Annotated in this window: 29 protein-coding genes and 1 pseudogene; all 30 read left to right on the plus strand. The window is 66.1% G+C overall.

Going from position 1 to position 15,370, the window contains the following annotated elements; translation table 11 throughout:
• Position 1: 1 nt before the first annotated feature.
• Positions 2–310, plus strand: coding sequence for a 30S ribosomal protein S10 (rpsJ, locus tag ABT137_RS17155; protein WP_003948644.1), 309 nt, complete (start codon positions 2–4; stop codon positions 308–310).
• A gap of 16 nt (positions 311–326) precedes the next feature.
• Entirely contained in the window at positions 327–971 is a 645-nt protein-coding gene (gene rplC, locus ABT137_RS17160) for a 50S ribosomal protein L3 (protein ID WP_046732368.1), read from the plus strand.
• Between the two features lie 8 nt (positions 972–979).
• Positions 980–1,636: a 50S ribosomal protein L4 gene (gene rplD, locus ABT137_RS17165; RefSeq protein WP_123974799.1), complete on the plus strand. Its 657-nt coding sequence runs from the start codon at positions 980–982 to the stop codon at positions 1,634–1,636.
• A complete protein-coding gene (rplW, locus tag ABT137_RS17170; protein ID WP_351709183.1) occupies positions 1,636–2,055 on the plus strand; it encodes a 50S ribosomal protein L23 in 420 nt (139 codons plus the stop codon). The genes rplD and rplW overlap by 1 nt, the downstream gene beginning before the upstream one ends.
• A 38-nt stretch (positions 2,056–2,093) precedes the next feature.
• Positions 2,094–2,930, plus strand: a complete 837-nt coding sequence (gene rplB, locus ABT137_RS17175; RefSeq protein WP_351709186.1) for a 50S ribosomal protein L2 — start codon at positions 2,094–2,096, stop codon at positions 2,928–2,930.
• A 12-nt stretch (positions 2,931–2,942) separates the two neighbouring features.
• A complete protein-coding gene (rpsS, locus tag ABT137_RS17180; protein ID WP_003948639.1) occupies positions 2,943–3,224 on the plus strand; it encodes a 30S ribosomal protein S19 in 282 nt (93 codons plus the stop codon).
• A gap of 44 nt (positions 3,225–3,268) precedes the next feature.
• Entirely contained in the window at positions 3,269–3,616 is a 348-nt protein-coding gene (gene rplV, locus ABT137_RS17185) for a 50S ribosomal protein L22 (protein WP_003974262.1), read from the plus strand.
• Positions 3,616–4,443, plus strand: coding sequence for a 30S ribosomal protein S3 (rpsC, locus tag ABT137_RS17190; RefSeq protein WP_217549193.1), 828 nt, complete (start codon positions 3,616–3,618; stop codon positions 4,441–4,443). Before rplV ends, rpsC begins: the two co-directional genes overlap by 1 nt.
• A gap of 5 nt (positions 4,444–4,448) precedes the next feature.
• Complete coding sequence (gene rplP, locus ABT137_RS17195; protein WP_030788270.1) at positions 4,449–4,868, plus strand: 50S ribosomal protein L16; 420 nt, start codon at positions 4,449–4,451, stop codon at positions 4,866–4,868.
• A complete protein-coding gene (rpmC, locus tag ABT137_RS17200; RefSeq protein WP_030174543.1) occupies positions 4,868–5,092 on the plus strand; it encodes a 50S ribosomal protein L29 in 225 nt (74 codons plus the stop codon). The genes rplP and rpmC overlap by 1 nt, the downstream gene beginning before the upstream one ends.
• Complete coding sequence (rpsQ, locus tag ABT137_RS17205) at positions 5,092–5,379, plus strand: 30S ribosomal protein S17 (protein WP_089099430.1); 288 nt, start codon at positions 5,092–5,094, stop codon at positions 5,377–5,379. The genes rpmC and rpsQ overlap by 1 nt, the downstream gene beginning before the upstream one ends.
• Before the next feature lie 101 nt (positions 5,380–5,480).
• Positions 5,481–5,849 (plus strand): 50S ribosomal protein L14, encoded by a 369-nt coding sequence (gene rplN, locus ABT137_RS17210; protein ID WP_003992364.1) that lies wholly within the window; start codon positions 5,481–5,483, stop codon positions 5,847–5,849.
• A 2-nt stretch (positions 5,850–5,851) separates the two neighbouring features.
• Positions 5,852–6,175 (plus strand): 50S ribosomal protein L24, encoded by a 324-nt coding sequence (gene rplX, locus ABT137_RS17215; protein WP_030967306.1) that lies wholly within the window; start codon positions 5,852–5,854, stop codon positions 6,173–6,175.
• On the plus strand, positions 6,175–6,732 hold the full coding sequence (gene rplE, locus ABT137_RS17220) for a 50S ribosomal protein L5 (protein WP_351709192.1): 558 nt from the start codon (positions 6,175–6,177) through the stop codon (positions 6,730–6,732). Before rplX ends, rplE begins: the two co-directional genes overlap by 1 nt.
• 5 nt (positions 6,733–6,737) lie before the next feature.
• Entirely contained in the window at positions 6,738–6,923 is a 186-nt protein-coding gene (locus tag ABT137_RS17225; protein ID WP_003948630.1) for a type Z 30S ribosomal protein S14, read from the plus strand.
• Positions 6,924–7,136: 213 nt separating this feature from the next.
• The gene (gene rpsH, locus ABT137_RS17230; protein WP_089099428.1) at positions 7,137–7,535 is read left to right on the plus strand and encodes a 30S ribosomal protein S8; all 399 of its coding nucleotides are present in this window, start codon (positions 7,137–7,139) and stop codon (positions 7,533–7,535) included.
• A 24-nt stretch (positions 7,536–7,559) separates the two neighbouring features.
• Entirely contained in the window at positions 7,560–8,099 is a 540-nt protein-coding gene (gene rplF / locus ABT137_RS17235; protein ID WP_089099427.1) for a 50S ribosomal protein L6, read from the plus strand.
• Positions 8,100–8,102: 3 nt separating this feature from the next.
• Entirely contained in the window at positions 8,103–8,486 is a 384-nt protein-coding gene (gene rplR, locus ABT137_RS17240; RefSeq protein WP_089099426.1) for a 50S ribosomal protein L18, read from the plus strand.
• Positions 8,487–8,522: 36 nt separating this feature from the next.
• A complete protein-coding gene (gene rpsE / locus ABT137_RS17245) occupies positions 8,523–9,128 on the plus strand; it encodes a 30S ribosomal protein S5 (protein ID WP_009190144.1) in 606 nt (201 codons plus the stop codon).
• The gene (gene rpmD / locus ABT137_RS17250) at positions 9,128–9,310 is read left to right on the plus strand and encodes a 50S ribosomal protein L30 (RefSeq protein WP_006376032.1); all 183 of its coding nucleotides are present in this window, start codon (positions 9,128–9,130) and stop codon (positions 9,308–9,310) included. The genes rpsE and rpmD overlap by 1 nt, the downstream gene beginning before the upstream one ends.
• A gap of 2 nt (positions 9,311–9,312) precedes the next feature.
• Positions 9,313–9,768 carry a 50S ribosomal protein L15 gene (gene rplO, locus ABT137_RS17255; RefSeq protein WP_007443991.1) on the plus strand — a complete coding sequence of 152 codons (456 nt, stop codon included), beginning with the start codon at positions 9,313–9,315 and terminating at the stop codon, positions 9,766–9,768.
• A 188-nt stretch (positions 9,769–9,956) separates the two neighbouring features.
• Positions 9,957–11,273: a preprotein translocase subunit SecY gene (gene secY, locus ABT137_RS17260; protein ID WP_351709197.1), complete on the plus strand. Its 1,317-nt coding sequence runs from the start codon at positions 9,957–9,959 to the stop codon at positions 11,271–11,273.
• Positions 11,273–11,938 carry an adenylate kinase gene (locus tag ABT137_RS17265; RefSeq protein WP_351709200.1) on the plus strand — a complete coding sequence of 222 codons (666 nt, stop codon included), beginning with the start codon at positions 11,273–11,275 and terminating at the stop codon, positions 11,936–11,938. The genes secY and ABT137_RS17265 overlap by 1 nt, the downstream gene beginning before the upstream one ends.
• 122 nt (positions 11,939–12,060) lie before the next feature.
• On the plus strand, positions 12,061–12,897 hold the full coding sequence (gene map, locus ABT137_RS17270; RefSeq protein ID WP_351709249.1) for a type I methionyl aminopeptidase: 837 nt from the start codon (positions 12,061–12,063) through the stop codon (positions 12,895–12,897).
• 143 nt (positions 12,898–13,040) lie between these two features.
• On the plus strand, positions 13,041–13,427 hold the full coding sequence (locus tag ABT137_RS17275) for a hypothetical protein (protein ID WP_351709203.1): 387 nt from the start codon (positions 13,041–13,043) through the stop codon (positions 13,425–13,427).
• 237 nt (positions 13,428–13,664) lie between these two features.
• A complete protein-coding gene (infA, locus tag ABT137_RS17280) occupies positions 13,665–13,886 on the plus strand; it encodes a translation initiation factor IF-1 (protein ID WP_003948620.1) in 222 nt (73 codons plus the stop codon).
• A 61-nt stretch (positions 13,887–13,947) separates the two neighbouring features.
• Complete coding sequence (gene rpmJ / locus ABT137_RS17285) at positions 13,948–14,061, plus strand: 50S ribosomal protein L36 (protein ID WP_003998809.1); 114 nt, start codon at positions 13,948–13,950, stop codon at positions 14,059–14,061.
• A gap of 194 nt (positions 14,062–14,255) precedes the next feature.
• Positions 14,256–14,636, plus strand: a complete 381-nt coding sequence (gene rpsM / locus ABT137_RS17290) for a 30S ribosomal protein S13 (protein WP_020941684.1) — start codon at positions 14,256–14,258, stop codon at positions 14,634–14,636.
• Positions 14,637–14,706: 70 nt separating this feature from the next.
• Positions 14,707–15,111, plus strand: a complete 405-nt coding sequence (gene rpsK, locus ABT137_RS17295; RefSeq protein WP_003956432.1) for a 30S ribosomal protein S11 — start codon at positions 14,707–14,709, stop codon at positions 15,109–15,111.
• A gap of 143 nt (positions 15,112–15,254) precedes the next feature.
• Positions 15,255–15,370 (plus strand): annotated as a pseudogene (locus tag ABT137_RS17300) (DNA-directed RNA polymerase subunit alpha); the annotation flags it as partial.

Here is a 15,370-nt window from a genome sequence, read left to right on the forward strand (position 1 = left end):
CATGGCGGGACAGAAGATCCGCATCCGGCTCAAGGCCTACGACCACGAGGTCATCGACTCCTCGGCGAAGAAGATCGTCGAGACGGTGACCCGGACTGGTGCGTCGGTCGCGGGCCCGGTGCCGCTGCCCACTGAGAAGAACGTGTACTGCGTCATCAAGTCGCCGCACAAGTACAAGGACTCGCGCGAGCACTTCGAGATGCGCACCCACAAGCGCCTGATCGACATCCTCGACCCGACCCCCAAGACCGTTGACTCTCTGATGCGACTCGACCTCCCGGCCGGTGTCGACATCGAGATCAAGCTCTGAGGCCGGTGATCTGAGAATGGCTAAGCAGATCAAGGGCATCCTGGGCGAGAAGCTCGGCATGACGCAGGTGTGGGACGAGAACAACCGTGTCGTCCCGGTCACCGTCGTCAAGGCCGGCCCCAACGTCGTCACCCAGGTCCGTACCAACGACGTCGACGGCTACGAGTCGGTCCAGATCGCCTTCGGCGAGATCGACCCGCGCAAGGTGAACAAGCCCCTCAAGGGCCACTTCGCGAAGGCCGACGTCACCCCCCGTCGCCACCTCGTCGAGATCCGGACGGCCGACGCCGCCGAGTACACGCTCGGTCAGGAAGTCACCGCCGAGGTCTTCGAGGCCGGCGTGAAGGTCGACGTCACCGGCAAGAGCAAGGGCAAGGGCTTCGCCGGTGTCATGAAGCGTCACAACTTCAAGGGCCTCGGCGCCGGTCACGGCACCCAGCGCAAGCACCGCTCGCCCGGTTCCATCGGTGGCTGCGCCACCCCGGGCCGCGTGTTCAAGGGCCTCCGCATGGCGGGTCGCATGGGCAACGAGCGTGTCACCACCCAGAACCTGACCGTCCACGCCGTTGACGCGGAGAAGGGTCTGCTGCTCATCAAGGGCGCGGTTCCCGGTCCGAACGGCGGCCTCGTCCTGGTCCGCACCGCGGCCAAGGGGGCCTGAGGTAACCGATGAGCACTGTTGACATCCTTTCGCCTGCCGGCGAGAAGACCGGTAGCGTCGAGCTCCCCGCGGAGATCTTCGGCGTGGAGAAGGTCAGCATCCCGCTGATCCACCAGGTCGTCGTCGCGCAGAACGCGGCCGCCCGCCAGGGCACGCACAAGACGAAGACCCGTGGCGAGGTCCGTGGTGGTGGCAAGAAGCCTTACCGCCAGAAGGGCACCGGCCGCGCCCGTCAGGGCTCGACCCGCGCGCCGCAGTTCGCCGGCGGTGGCGTCGTCCACGGCCCGCAGCCGCGTGACTACTCGCAGCGGACCCCGAAGAAGATGAAGGCTGCCGCTCTGCGTCACGCCCTCACCGACCGGGCCCGCCACAACCGCATTCACGTCGTCACCGGCGTGATCGAGGGCGAGACCCCCAGCACCAAGGCCGCTCGCACGCTGTTCGGCAAGATCTCGGAGCGCAAGAACCTGCTCCTGGTCGTCGACCGCGCCGACGAGGCCGCGTGGCTCTCCGCCCGCAACCTGCCCCAGGTCCACATCCTGGAGCCGGGCCAGCTGAACACGTACGACGTGATCGTCTCGGACGACGTGGTCTTCACCCAGGCCGCTCTCGAGTCCTTCGTCGCCGGCCCGAAGGCCAACGACACCGAAGGGACCGAGGTCTGATGGCTATCCGTCACCCCAGCATCGCCTCGAAGGCCGCCAAGGCCGCCAAGGCCGCGCGCGTCGCCAAGGCGCGCCGCCACGAGGCCGAGGGCAAGAACACCGTCGAGACCCCGCTCAGCAAGTCGTTCACGGACCCCCGTGACGTGCTGCTGAAGCCGGTCGTCTCGGAGAAGAGCTACGCGCTCCTGGACGAGAACAAGTACACGTTCGTCGTCGCCCCGGGCGCCAACAAGACCCAGATCAAGCAGGCCGTCCAGGCGGTCTTCTCGGTCAAGGTCACCGGGGTCAACACCCTCAACCGCCAGGGCAAGCGCAAGCGCACCAAGACCGGTTTCGGTCAGCGCGCGGGCTCCAAGCGCGCGATCGTGACCCTCGCCGAGGGCGACCGTATCGACATCTTCGGCGGTCCGTCCGCGTAAGCGGGTCGGATCGTCCGATATCGGACGAGGACTGAGAAATGGGAATCCGCAAGTACAAGCCGACTACGCCGGGCCGTCGTGGCGCCAGCGTCGCCGACTTCGTCGAGGTCACGCGGTCCACGCCGGAGAAGTCGCTGGTCCGCCCGCTGCACAGCAAGGGCGGCCGTAACAACGCCGGTCGTGTGACCGTTCGCCACCAGGGTGGCGGACACAAGCGCGCCTTCCGAGTGATCGACTTCCGTCGTCACGACAAGGACGGCGTGCCGGCGAAGGTCGCGCACATCGAGTACGACCCCAACCGCACCGCGCGCATCGCGCTGCTGCACTACGCGGACGGCGAGAAGCGCTACATCCTCGCCCCGCGCAACCTGCGGCAGGGCGACACCGTGGAGAACGGTCCCGGGGCCGACATCAAGCCGGGCAACAACCTGGCCCTCCGCAACATCCCGGTCGGTACCACGATCCACGCGATCGAGCTCCGTCCCGGTGGCGGTGCCAAGTTCGCCCGCTCCGCGGGTGCCTCGGTGCAGCTGCTCGCCCGTGAGGGCGCCATGGCGACCCTCCGTATGCCGTCCGGCGAGATCCGCATGGTGGACGCGCGCTGCCGCGCCACCGTCGGTGAGGTCGGCAACGCCGAGCAGTCGAACATCAACTGGGGCAAGGCCGGCCGCAAGCGGTGGCTGGGCGTTCGCCCGACCGTCCGTGGTGTCGTCATGAACCCGGTCGACCACCCGCACGGTGGTGGTGAGGGCCGGACGTCCGGTGGTCGTCACCCCGTGTCCCCGTGGGGCAAGAAGGAAGGTCGTACTCGTTCGCCCAAGAAGGCGTCGAACAAGTACATCGTCCGCCGCCGCAAGACGAACAAGAAGCGTTAAGGACTGGTTGAGATGCCTCGTAGCTTGAAGAAGGGGCCCTTCGTAGACGACCACCTGATCAAGAAGGTGGATGTCCAGAACGAAGCCGGCACCAAGAACGTCATCAAGACCTGGTCCCGTCGCTCGATGATCGTCCCGGCCATGCTCGGCCACACGATCGCGGTGCACAACGGCAAGACCCACATCCCGGTGTTCGTCACCGAGTCGATGGTCGGCCACAAGCTCGGCGAGTTCTCGCCGACCCGCACCTTCCGGGGCCACGTCAAGGACGACCGGAAGTCGAAGCGCCGCTAGTAGCGGATCGCATTCAGACACGTAAGTAACTGAGAGGGACAACCATGGAAGCCAGGGCCCAGGCGCGGTACATCCGCGTTACGCCCATGAAGGCCCGCCGCGTGGTGGACCTTATCCGTGGCATGGACGCCACGGAGGCTCAGGCTGTTCTGCGATTCGCTCCGCAGGCAGCCTCCGTGCCGGTCGGCAAGGTGCTCGACAGCGCCATCGCCAACGCCGCGCACAACTACGACCACACCGACGCCGACAGCCTCTTCATCTCCGAGGCGTACGTCGACGAGGGCCCGACCCTGAAGCGGTTCCGGCCGCGCGCCCAGGGCCGTGCCTACCGGATCCGCAAGCGGACCAGCCACATCACCGTGGTCGTCAGCAGCAAGGAAGGAACCCGGTAATGGGCCAGAAGGTTAACCCGCATGGGTTCCGGCTCGGCATCACCACGGACTTCAAGTCCCGGTGGTACGCCGACAAGCTGTACAAGGACTACGTCAAGGAAGACGTCGCCATCCGTCGGATGATGACGTCCGGCATGGAGCGCGCCGGTATCTCGAAGGTTGAGATCGAGCGCACCCGTGACCGCGTGCGGGTGGACATCCACACCGCTCGTCCGGGCATCGTCATCGGCCGCCGTGGCGCCGAGGCCGACCGCATCCGCGGCGACCTCGAGAAGCTCACGGGCAAGCAGGTCCAGCTGAACATCCTCGAGGTCAAGAACCCCGAGACCGACGCTCAGCTGGTTGCGCAGGCCGTTGCCGAGCAGCTCTCCTCCCGCGTCTCCTTCCGCCGCGCCATGCGTAAGAGCATGCAGTCGGCGATGAAGGCCGGCGCCAAGGGCATCAAGATCCAGTGCGGCGGCCGCCTCGGCGGCGCCGAGATGTCCCGCTCGGAGTTCTACCGCGAGGGCCGTGTGCCCCTGCACACGCTCCGCGCGAACGTGGACTACGGCTTCTTCGAGGCCAAGACGACCTTCGGCCGTATCGGTGTGAAGGTCTGGATCTACAAGGGCGACGTCAAGAACATCGCCGAGGTCCGCGCCGAGAACGCCGCTGCCCGCGCCGGCAACCGCCCGGCCCGTGGCGGTGGCGCTGGTGACCGCCCGGCCCGTGGTGGCCGTGGTGGCGAGCGGCGCGGTCGCAAGCCGCAGCAGGCTCCCGCTGCCGAGGCCCCCCAGGCCGAGGCCGCTGCCGCTCCGGCTGCTGAGAGCACCGGAACGGAGGCCTGACCGACATGCTGATCCCCCGTAGGGTCAAGCACCGCAAGCAGCACCACCCGAAGCGTCGCGGTGAGGCCAAGGGCGGTACGACGGTCGCGTTCGGCGAGTACGGCATCCAGGCCCTCACGCCGGCGTACGTGACCAACCGCCAGATCGAGGCGGCCCGTATCGCGATGACCCGCCACATCAAGCGTGGCGGCAAGGTCTGGATCAACATCTACCCGGACCGCCCGCTGACGAAGAAGCCTGCCGAGACCCGCATGGGTTCCGGTAAGGGTTCTCCGGAGTGGTGGATCGCGAACGTGCACCCGGGCCGGGTCATGTTCGAGCTGTCCTACCCCAACGAGAAGATCGCCCGTGAGGCCCTGACTCGCGCAGCCCACAAGCTGCCGATGAAGTGCCGGATCGTCAAGCGCGAGGCAGGTGAAGCGTGATGTCGGCCGGTACCAAGGCGTCCGAGCTGCGCGAGCTGGGCAACGAGGAGCTTCTGGGCAAGCTCCGCGAGGCCAAGGAAGAGCTGTTCAACCTCCGCTTCCAGGCGGCGACGGGTCAGCTCGAGAACCACGGTCGGCTCAAGGCCGTCCGTAAGGACATCGCGCGGATCTACACCCTGATGCGTGAGCGCGAGCTGGGCATCGAGACGGTGGAGAGCGCCTGATGAGCGAGAGCAACGTGACTGAGAACACTGAGGCGCGCGACAGCTTCCGCAAGACCCGTGAGGGTCTCGTCGTCAGCGACAAGATGGACAAGACCGTCGTCGTCGCCGTCGAGGACCGCGTCAAGCACGCGCTGTACGGCAAGGTCATCCGCCGTACGAACAAGCTCAAGGCGCACGACGAGCAGAACGCCGCGGGTGTCGGCGACCGTGTCCTCCTCATGGAGACCCGGCCGCTGTCCGCGACGAAGCGCTGGCGCGTCGTCGAGATCCTCGAGAAGGCCAAGTAAGTCTCCTGCGGGGCATTCCTCGCAGGACAGTTCCGCCAGGCTCGGCAGGGGTTCCGTAACAGGACCCCTGCCGGGAACCGGCAGACAAACAGGAGATAGACGTGATCCAGCAGGAGTCGCGACTGCGTGTCGCCGACAACACTGGTGCGAAGGAGATCCTTTGCATCCGTGTGCTCGGTGGCTCCGGTCGCCGCTACGCGGGCATCGGTGACGTCATCGTCGCCACCGTCAAGGACGCGATCCCCGGCGGCAACGTGAAGAAGGGTGACGTCATCAAGGCGGTCATCGTTCGCACCGTCAAGGAGCGCCGCCGTCCGGACGGCTCGTACATCCGCTTCGACGAGAACGCCGCTGTCATTCTGAAGAACGACGGCGACCCTCGTGGCACCCGTATCTTCGGCCCGGTCGGCCGTGAGCTGCGCGAGAAGAAGTTCATGAAGATCATCTCGCTGGCTCCGGAGGTGCTGTAAGCATGAAGATCAAGAAGGGCGACCTGGTCCAGGTCATCACCGGTAAGGACAAGGGCAAGCAGGGCAAGGTCATCGCGGCCTACCCCCGCGAGGACCGGGTCCTGGTCGAGGGTGTCAACCGGGTCAAGAAGCACACCAAGGCCGGCCCGACCGCTCGCGGTTCGCAGGCCGGCGGCATCGTCACGACCGAGGCGCCCGTCCACGTCTCCAACGTCCAGCTGGTCGTTGAGAAGGACGGCAACAAGGTCGTCACGCGTGTCGGTTACCGCTTCGACGACGAAGGCAACAAGATCCGCGTTGCCAAGCGGACGGGTGAGGACATCTGATGGCTACCACCACTGCTCCGCGTCTGAAGCTGAAGTACCGCGAGGAGATCGCGGGCAAGATGCGTGACGAGTTCAAGTACGAGAACGTCATGCAGATCCCCGGCCTCGTCAAGATCGTGGTCAACATGGGTGTGGGCGACGCCGCCCGCGACTCCAAGCTGATCGACGGCGCGATCCGCGACCTCACCACGATCACCGGCCAGAAGCCGCAGGTCACCAAGGCCCGCAAGTCCATCGCGCAGTTCAAGCTGCGTGAGGGCCAGCCGATCGGTGCCCACGTCACGCTCCGTGGCGACCGCATGTGGGAGTTCCTGGACCGCACCCTGTCGCTCGCGCTGCCGCGCATCCGCGACTTCCGTGGTCTGTCCCCCAAGCAGTTCGACGGCCGTGGCAACTACACCTTCGGTCTCACGGAGCAGGTCATGTTCCACGAGATCGACCAGGACAAGATCGACCGTACCCGGGGTATGGACATCACCGTGGTCACCACGGCGACCAACGACGCTGAGGGCCGCGCGCTCCTTCGTCACCTCGGCTTCCCGTTCAAGGAGGCGTGAGCGAGATGGCGAAGAAGGCTCTGATTGCCAAGGCTGCTCGCAAGCCCAAGTTCGGTGTGCGTGGCTACACGCGCTGCCAGCGCTGCGGCCGTCCGCACTCCGTGTACCGCAAGTTCGGCCTGTGCCGCGTGTGCCTTCGTGAGATGGCTCACCGTGGCGAGCTGCCGGGCGTGACCAAGAGCTCCTGGTAATCCCCCTTTTAGGGATTCCCAGGGCTCTCGGTAAGCAATGGGCGTGTCAGGCGCCCTCCCTTCCATGGCTTAGGCTTGGAGGGTTGGGCGCCTGACGGTCGCCCGTACGACTTACTACGCCGTAGGTCCACCGCGCCGCACCCGTCCCGTCTCGGATCGGGGAGAGGGATGGCGCACCAGGAAACCCCGGCGAGAGAGGCCACAGGCCAATTCATGACCATGACTGATCCGATCGCAGACATGCTGACGCGTCTGCGGAACGCGAACTCGGCGTACCACGACTCCGTGACGATGCCGGCGTCCAAGATCAAGTCTCACATCGCGGAGATCCTCCAGCAGGAGGGCTTCATCACGGGCTGGAAGGTCGAGGACGCCGAGGTCGGCAAGAACCTCGTCCTGGACCTGAAGTTCGGTCCCAACCGTGAGCGCTCCATCGCGGGCATCAAGCGGATCTCCAAGCCCGGTCTCCGGGTGTACGCGAAGTCCACCTCCCTGCCCAAGGTGCTGGGCGGCCTCGGCGTGGCGATCATCTCCACGTCGCACGGGCTCCTCACCGACAAGCAGGCCGGCAAGAAGGGCGTAGGCGGGGAAGTCCTCGCCTACGTCTGGTAGCAGAAGGGAACGGAGGAAACAGCTATGTCGCGTATCGGCAAGCTCCCCATCGCGGTTCCCGCCGGCGTGGACGTCACCATCGACGGCCGCACGGTGCAGGTCAAGGGCCCCAAGGGCGAGCTGACCCACACCATCGTGGCTCCGATCGACATCGCCAAGGGCGAGGACGGCACTCTCGCGGTGACCCGCCCCAACGACGAGCGTCAGAGCAAGGCCCTGCACGGCCTGTCCCGCACGCTGGTGGCGAACATGATCACCGGCGTGACCCAGGGTTACGTGAAGAAGCTCGAGATCAGCGGTGTCGGTTACCGCGTGACCGCCAAGGGCTCGAACCTCGAGTTCGCGCTCGGTTACAGCCACCCGATTCTGGTCGAGGCCCCCGAGGGCATCACCTTCAAGGTCGAGGCTCCGACCCGTTTCTCGGTCGAGGGCATCGACAAGCAGAAGGTCGGCGAGGTCGCGGCCAACATCCGCAAGCTGCGCAAGCCCGACCCGTACAAGGCCAAGGGCGTCAAGTACGAGGGCGAAGTCATCCGCCGCAAGGTCGGAAAGGCGGGTAAGTAAGCCATGGCATACGGACAGAAGATCCTCAAGGGCGACGCCTACAAGCGCGCCGCGATCAAGCGCCGTCACATCCGGATCCGTAAGAACATTTCCGGTACGGCGGAGCGTCCCCGTCTGGTCGTTACCCGCTCGAACCGCCACATCGTGGCCCAGGTGATCGACGACATCAAGGGTCACACCCTGGCGTCGGCGTCCACGCTGGACACCTCGGTGCGTGGTGGCGAGGGTGACAAGTCCGCGCAGGCCAAGCAGGTCGGCGCCCTGGTCGCCGAGCGTGCCAAGGCCGCCGGTGTCGAGGCCGTGGTGTTCGACCGTGGTGGCAACCAGTACGCCGGGCGCATTGCCGCCCTGGCGGACGCCGCCCGCGAGGCCGGGCTCAAGTTCTGAGCCGCTTGTAGCTAGCGGAAAGAGAGAGGTAATCCAATGGCTGGACCCCAGCGCCGCGGTGGCGGTGCCGGTGGCGGCGAGCGGCGGGACCGGAAGGGCCGTGACGGCGGCGCTGCTGCCGCCGAGAAGACCGCGTACGTTGAGCGCGTCGTCGCGATCAACCGCGTCGCCAAGGTTGTGAAGGGTGGTCGTCGCTTCAGCTTCACCGCGCTGGTCGTGGTGGGCGACGGTGACGGCACCGTGGGTGTCGGTTACGGCAAGGCCAAGGAGGTGCCGGCCGCCATCGCCAAGGGCGTTGAGGAGGCCAAGAAGCACTTCTTCAAGGTCCCGCGTATCCAGGGCACCATCCCGCACCCGATCCAGGGTGAGAAGGCTGCCGGCGTCGTTCTCCTCAAGCCGGCCTCGCCGGGTACCGGTGTGATCGCCGGTGGTCCCGTGCGTGCCGTCCTGGAGTGCGCCGGTATCCACGACGTGCTGTCGAAGTCGCTCGGCTCCGACAACGCGATCAACATCGTGCACGCGACCGTGGAGGCCCTGAAGGGCCTGCAGCGTCCCGAGGAGATCGCGGCCCGCCGTGGTCTGCCCCTCGAGGACGTCGCCCCCGCGGCTCTGCTTCGTGCGCGTGCGGGAGCGGGTGCGTAATGGCTCGCCTCAAGGTCACGCAGACGAAGTCGTACATCGGCAGCAAGCAGAACCACCGTGACACTCTGCGGTCGCTTGGTCTCAAGGGGATCAACACCGTGGTCGTCAAGGAGGACCGCCCCGAGTTCCGCGGCATGGTGCACACCGTCCGCCACCTCGTGACGGTCGAGGAGGTCGACTGATCATGGCGGAGAACAACCCGCTCAAGATCCACAACCTCCGTCCCGCCCCGGGCGCCAAGACCGCCAAGACCCGTGTCGGTCGTGGTGAGGCGTCGAAGGGTAAGACGGCCGGTCGTGGTACCAAGGGTACGAAGGCCCGTTACCAGGTTCCGGAGCGCTTCGAGGGTGGCCAGATGCCCCTCCACATGCGTCTTCCGAAGCTGAAGGGCTTCAAGAACCCGTTCAAGACCGAGTTCCAGGTCGTGAACCTCGACAAGCTGGCCGCGCTGTACCCGGAGGGTGGCGAGGTCACCGTCGAGGGTCTCGTCGCCAAGGGTGCCGTTCGCAAGAACAGCCTCGTCAAGGTCCTCGGCCAGGGTGAGGTCTCCGTGGCGCTGCAGGTGACGGTCGACGCCGTCTCCGGCTCCGCCAAGGAGAAGATCACCGCCGCCGGCGGCACCGTCACCGAGCTCGTCTGATCGTTTCGGACGTCTCGATGACGTAAGCGAATCCCGACCGGGGATACCTCACAATGGGGTATCCCCGGTTGGTCGTTCCTCGGGGGGCAGTGCGGCCGGTAAGGTGGCCAGCACTGTTCTTTTTCCCATTCGTCGAACCTCAAGACCGTCACCCTTGACGCACTTGCGCGGGGGTCGCAGGAGGCACCGTGCTCACCGCGTTCGCCCGGGCGTTCAGGACGCCCGACCTGCGCAAGAAGCTGCTCTTCACGCTGGGCATCATCGTGGTCTACCGGGTCGGTACGCACATCCCGATCCCGGGTGTGAACTACACGTCTGTGCAGCAGTGCGTGAAGGAGGCCTCGGGCAACCAGGGTCTCTTCGGCATGATCAACATGTTCAGCGGCGGCGCGCTGCTGCAGATCACCATCTTCGCGCTGGGCATCATGCCGTACATCACGGCCAGCATCATCCTTCAGCTGCTGACCGTGGTGATCCCGCGCCTGGAAGCCCTGAAGAAGGAGGGCCAGGCCGGTACGACGAAGATCACGCAGTACACCCGGTACCTGACCGTGGCCCTGGCCATCCTTCAGGGCACCGGTCTGGTCGCCACCGCGCGCAGCGGCGCCCTCTTCAACGGCTGCTCGGTCGCGTCGAGCATCGTCCCGGACCAGTCGATCTTCACGACGATCACCATGGTCGTCTGCATGACCGCCGGTACGGCCGTTGTGATGTGGCTCGGCGAGCTGATCACCGACCGCGGCATCGGCAACGGCATGTCGATCCTGATGTTCATCTCGATCGCCGCGACCTTCCCGTCCGCGCTGTGGGCCATCAAGAAGCAGGGCACGCTGGCCGACGGCTGGATCGAGTTCGGCTCGGTCATCGCGGTCGGCCTGGTCATGGTCGGGCTCGTCGTCTTCGTCGAGCAGGCCCAGCGCCGCATCCCGGTGCAGTACGCGAAGCGCATGATCGGCCGTCGTTCCTACGGTGGTACGTCCACGTACATCCCGCTCAAGGTGAACCAGGCGGGTGTGATTCCCGTCATCTTCGCCTCGTCGCTGCTGTACATCCCGGCCCTCGTGGCGCAGTTCGCGGGCGGCAACTCGGGCTGGAAGAGCTGGATCGAGCAGAACCTGACCAAGCAGGGTGACAGCCCCACGTACATCACCATGTACTTCCTGCTCATTGTTTTCTTCGCGTTCTTCTACGTGGCGATCTCCTTCAACCCCGAGGAAGTCGCCGACAACATGAAGAAGTATGGTGGCTTCATCCCGGGCATCCGGGCTGGCCGACCGACCGCTGAGTACCTGTCGTACGTGCTCAACCGGATCACCTGGCCGGGTTCGCTGTATTTGGGGCTGATCGCTCTCGTACCGACAGTGGCGTTGGTCGGCTTCGGGGCGAGCCAGAACTTCCCGTTCGGCGGGACCAGCATCCTCATCATCGTGGGTGTCGGTCTTGAGACGGTGAAGCAGATCGAGAGCCAGCTCCAGCAGCGCAATTACGAAGGGTTCCTCCGCTGATGCGTATCGTCCTCGTCGGGCCGCCGGGTGCCGGTAAGGGAACGCAGGCCGTCCGCCTCGCCGAGATGCTGGCCATTCCGCACATCTCCACGGGCGACCTGTTCCGCGCCAACATCAGTAAGCAGACCGATCTCGGCAAGCTCGCCAAGTCCTACATGGACGCCGGCAACCTCGTACCCGACGAGGTCACCGTCGCCATGGCCAAGGACCGCATGGAGCAGCCGGACGCGCAGAACGGCTTCCTGCTGGACGGGTTCCCGCGCAACGTCTCGCAGGCCGAGGCGCTGGACCGGCTGCTGAGCGACGAGGACATCGAGCTGGACGCCGTCCTGGACCTGGAGGTCCCGGAGGCGGAGGTCGTCAAGCGGATCGCCGGCCGGCGCGTCTGCCGCAACGACTCGTCGCACGTCTTCCACGTGACGTACAGCCCGCCGAAGCAGGAGGGCGTGTGCGACATCTGCGGCGGCGAGCTGTACCAGCGTGACGACGACTCCGAGGACACCGTCCGCACCCGGCTCGAGGTCTACCACACGCAGACCGAGCCGATCATCGACTACTACAAGGCGCAGGGCCTGGTCGTGACGATCTCCTCCCTGGGTCCGGTGGACGAGATCACCCAGCGGGCGCTGGAGGCGCTGAAGCGCGAGAAGGCCGAGAACAACTAGATCGCGGTTCTTCCGGCCGCGGCGCCCTCCCCCGGACCACGTCCGGGGACCCCAGGGTGTCGCGGCCGTACTGTTGTACAGGTAACCCAGTCGACGTGAGTGATGGAGAGCGCAGGCCGCCCATGGTGCAGATCAAGACCCCCGAGCAGATCGCCAAGATGCGTGCGGCGGGGCTGGTCGTGGCCGCGATCCACGCGGCGACCCACGAGGCCGCGGTCCCCGGCGCCACCACCCGGGACCTGGACCAGGTCGCCCGCAAGGTGCTCGCCGAGCACGGTGCCAAGCCGAACTTCCTCGGGTACGGCGGTTTCCCCGCGACGATCTGCACCTCGGTCAACGACGTCGTGGTCCACGGCATCCCCTCCGACGAGGTCGTCCTGAAGGACGGCGACATCATCTCCGTCGACGCGGGCGCGATCGTCGACGGGTGGCACGGTGACGCCGCCTACACCGCCTTCGTGGGCTCGGGTCACGCCCCGGAGCTGATCGAGCTGTCCCGGGTGACCGAGGAGTCGATGTGGGCCGGCATCGCGGCCGTCAAGCAGGGCAGCCGCCTGGTCGACGTCTCCCGGGCCATCGAGACCTACATCCGCCGGCAGCCGAAGCCCGGCGGCGGCCGCTACGGCATCATCGAGGACTACGGCGGCCACGGCATCGGCACCGAGATGCACATGGACCCGCACCTGCTGAACTACGTAGACCGCCGCCGCGGCAAGGGCCCCAAGCTGGTCACCGGCTTCTGCCTCGCGATCGAACCCATGGTCTCCCTGGGCACGCCCAAGACCGAGGTCCTCGAGGACGACTGGACGGTCATCACCACGGACGGCACCTGGTCCTCGCACTGGGAGCACTCCGTCGCCCTCACGGAGGAGGGTCCGCTGGTGTTGACGGCTCCCGACGGGGGCCGCGCGAAGCTGGCGGAGCACGGGGTCACGGCGGCGCCCGACCCGCTGGGCTGAAGATCGCAAAGAGATCATAAAGCCCCCCTGGGAATCGATCCTATGTTCTACCTATGAGGATATGATCAATGCCGACCGGCAGGGGGGCGGTCGCGCAGAGCTGTGCCTGCTCCCCTGTCATGCACATGATGAAAGGGAAAACGGTGGGTTCCACTCTGAAGCGAACGGTCGGCATCCTCGCGGGAGCGGCCGCTCTGGCCATCACGACGGGCACCGCGCCCGCGTTCGCGTCCGCGGCCGGGTGTCACGGCGGCGCCTGTGTCCGGGTCGACGGCTCCGGCCTCAAGGTCAACTGGATCCAGGCCTACTCGGGCGACGAGACCTTCCACGGCAAGTTCAAGATCTACGCCGAGAAGATGAATTACGTGAAGTACTCGACGCTGACGACGTACTACAACAACGGCAACCACTTCACCTACTTCCGGGTTCCGATCAACGCGAACTGGAAGGACGGCACCGACATCTGCGTGCAGGCGCTCCTGGACGGCACGCACGACGACGGCACCGCCTGCGAGACCGTCGAGAAGTAAGCGGCTCGCAGTAAGAAGTAAGCAGTAGCGAGCGGTCGGGGGAACGACCGCTCGCCCCGCCCCGTCCGTCGCGCATAACTTGCCGACGGGCGGGGCATTGTCATGGGCAGGTGTGGACCACGCGTGAGTTCGTCTTTTTCCGGGGGCTGACGTAGACTGACTCGTCGGCTCTCGTGCACCCGCATGTCCGCATGCCCCTCGTGAGTCGATCAAGGTAGTCGATTCGAAGGGCGAAGCGTGGCCAAGAAGCAAGGTGCCATCGAGATCGAGGGCACTGTCGTCGAGTCTCTTCCGAACGCCATGTTCAAGGTCGAGCTCCAGAACGGCCACCAGGTCCTGGCACACATCAGCGGCAAGATGCGTATGCACTACATCCGCATCCTCCCTGACGACCGGGTCGTGGTGGAGCTGTCTCCGTACGACCTGACGCGTGGCCGGATCGTCTACCGATACAAGTAGATCTTGCCCACGTCCCGTGTGAGCGGGGCCGCCGGCAACTGACCCGGAGAACCTCAATCCCATGAAGGTCAAGCCGAGCGTCAAGAAGATCTGCGACAAGTGCAGGGTGATCCGCCGTCACGGTCGGGTCATGGTCATCTGCGAGAACCCGCGCCACAAGCAGCGCCAGGGCTGACGCACGACCAATCCCTCTGCATCGACATCGCAGAGATTCGCGCGACGCGAGCTGAATATGTTCATACGCAGGACCCGGGCGCCGAAGGCGCCTGACACCCCCGGTTCGGAGGCCGGGGACCCAGTTCGTACCTGGTACGGCGGCTGGGAACCGGTTCTGCGGAAGACCTCCGACGATCACCAGGAGCCATTGAAGTGGCACGCGTTTCCGGTGTTGACATCCCGCGCGAAAAGCGTGTGGAGGTCGCGCTCACCTACGTGTTCGGCATCGGCCGGACGCTCTCCCAGCTGACGCTGGCCGAGACCGGTATCGACCCGAACACCCGCGTTCGCGACCTGACCGAAGAGCAGCTGGTCGCCATCCGCGAGTACGTCGACAACAACATCAAGACCGAGGGTGACCTCCGTCGCGAGATCCAGGCCGACATCCGCCGCAAGGTCGAGATCGGCTGCTACCAGGGTCTGCGTCACCGTCGCGGTCTGCCCGTCCGCGGTCAGCGCACCAGCACCAACGCCCGCACCCGCAAGGGCCCGCGTCGCGCCATCGCCGGTAAGAAGAAGCCGGGCAAGAAGTAGTCCGCAGCGGACAACGCTTCATCAGCGGTCTTCGCTGTAGGACCGACCACCTCCCCGTAGGAGTTACTAGATGCCCCCCAAGGGTCGTCAGGGCGCTGCCAAGAAGGTGCGCCGCAAGGAAAAGAAGAACGTCGCTCACGGCCACGCGCACATCAAGAGCACGTTCAACAACACGATCGTCTCCATCACGGACCCGTCCGGCAACGTGATCTCCTGGGCCTCCGCCGGCCACGTCGGCTTCAAGGGCTCCCGGAAGTCCACGCCGTTCGCCGCGCAGATGGCCGCCGAGTCGGCTGCCCGCCGCGCCCAGGAGCACGGCATGCGCAAGGTCGACGTGTTCGTGAAGGGCCCGGGTTCCGGTCGTGAGACCGCGATCCGTTCCCTGCAGGCCACGGGCCTCGAGGTCGGCTCCATCCAGGACGTCACCCCGACCCCGCACAACGGCTGCCGCCCGCCGAAGCGTCGTCGCGTCTGACCTCGCTCCGCAGGGCTGCTCGGGCGGTACGGCTCCCGTAAGGGTCGTGCCGCCCGTACCCTTGCAGTACCCGCGCTCTCACGGGTGCGGTTCCGTCGGGCGTCAAATAGCGGGCGTCCACGAAAGAAGGATCTGATCCACACATGCTGATCGCTCAGCGTCCTTCGTTGACCGAAGAGGTCGTCGACGAATTCCGCTCCCGTTTCGTGATCGAGCCGCTGGAGCCGGGCTTCGGCTACACCCTCGGCAACTCCCTCCG

Origin of the sequence: Streptomyces sp. NPDC001980, assembly GCF_040296885.1 — a bacterium.
Lineage (GTDB): Bacteria > Actinomycetota > Actinomycetes > Streptomycetales > Streptomycetaceae > Streptomyces.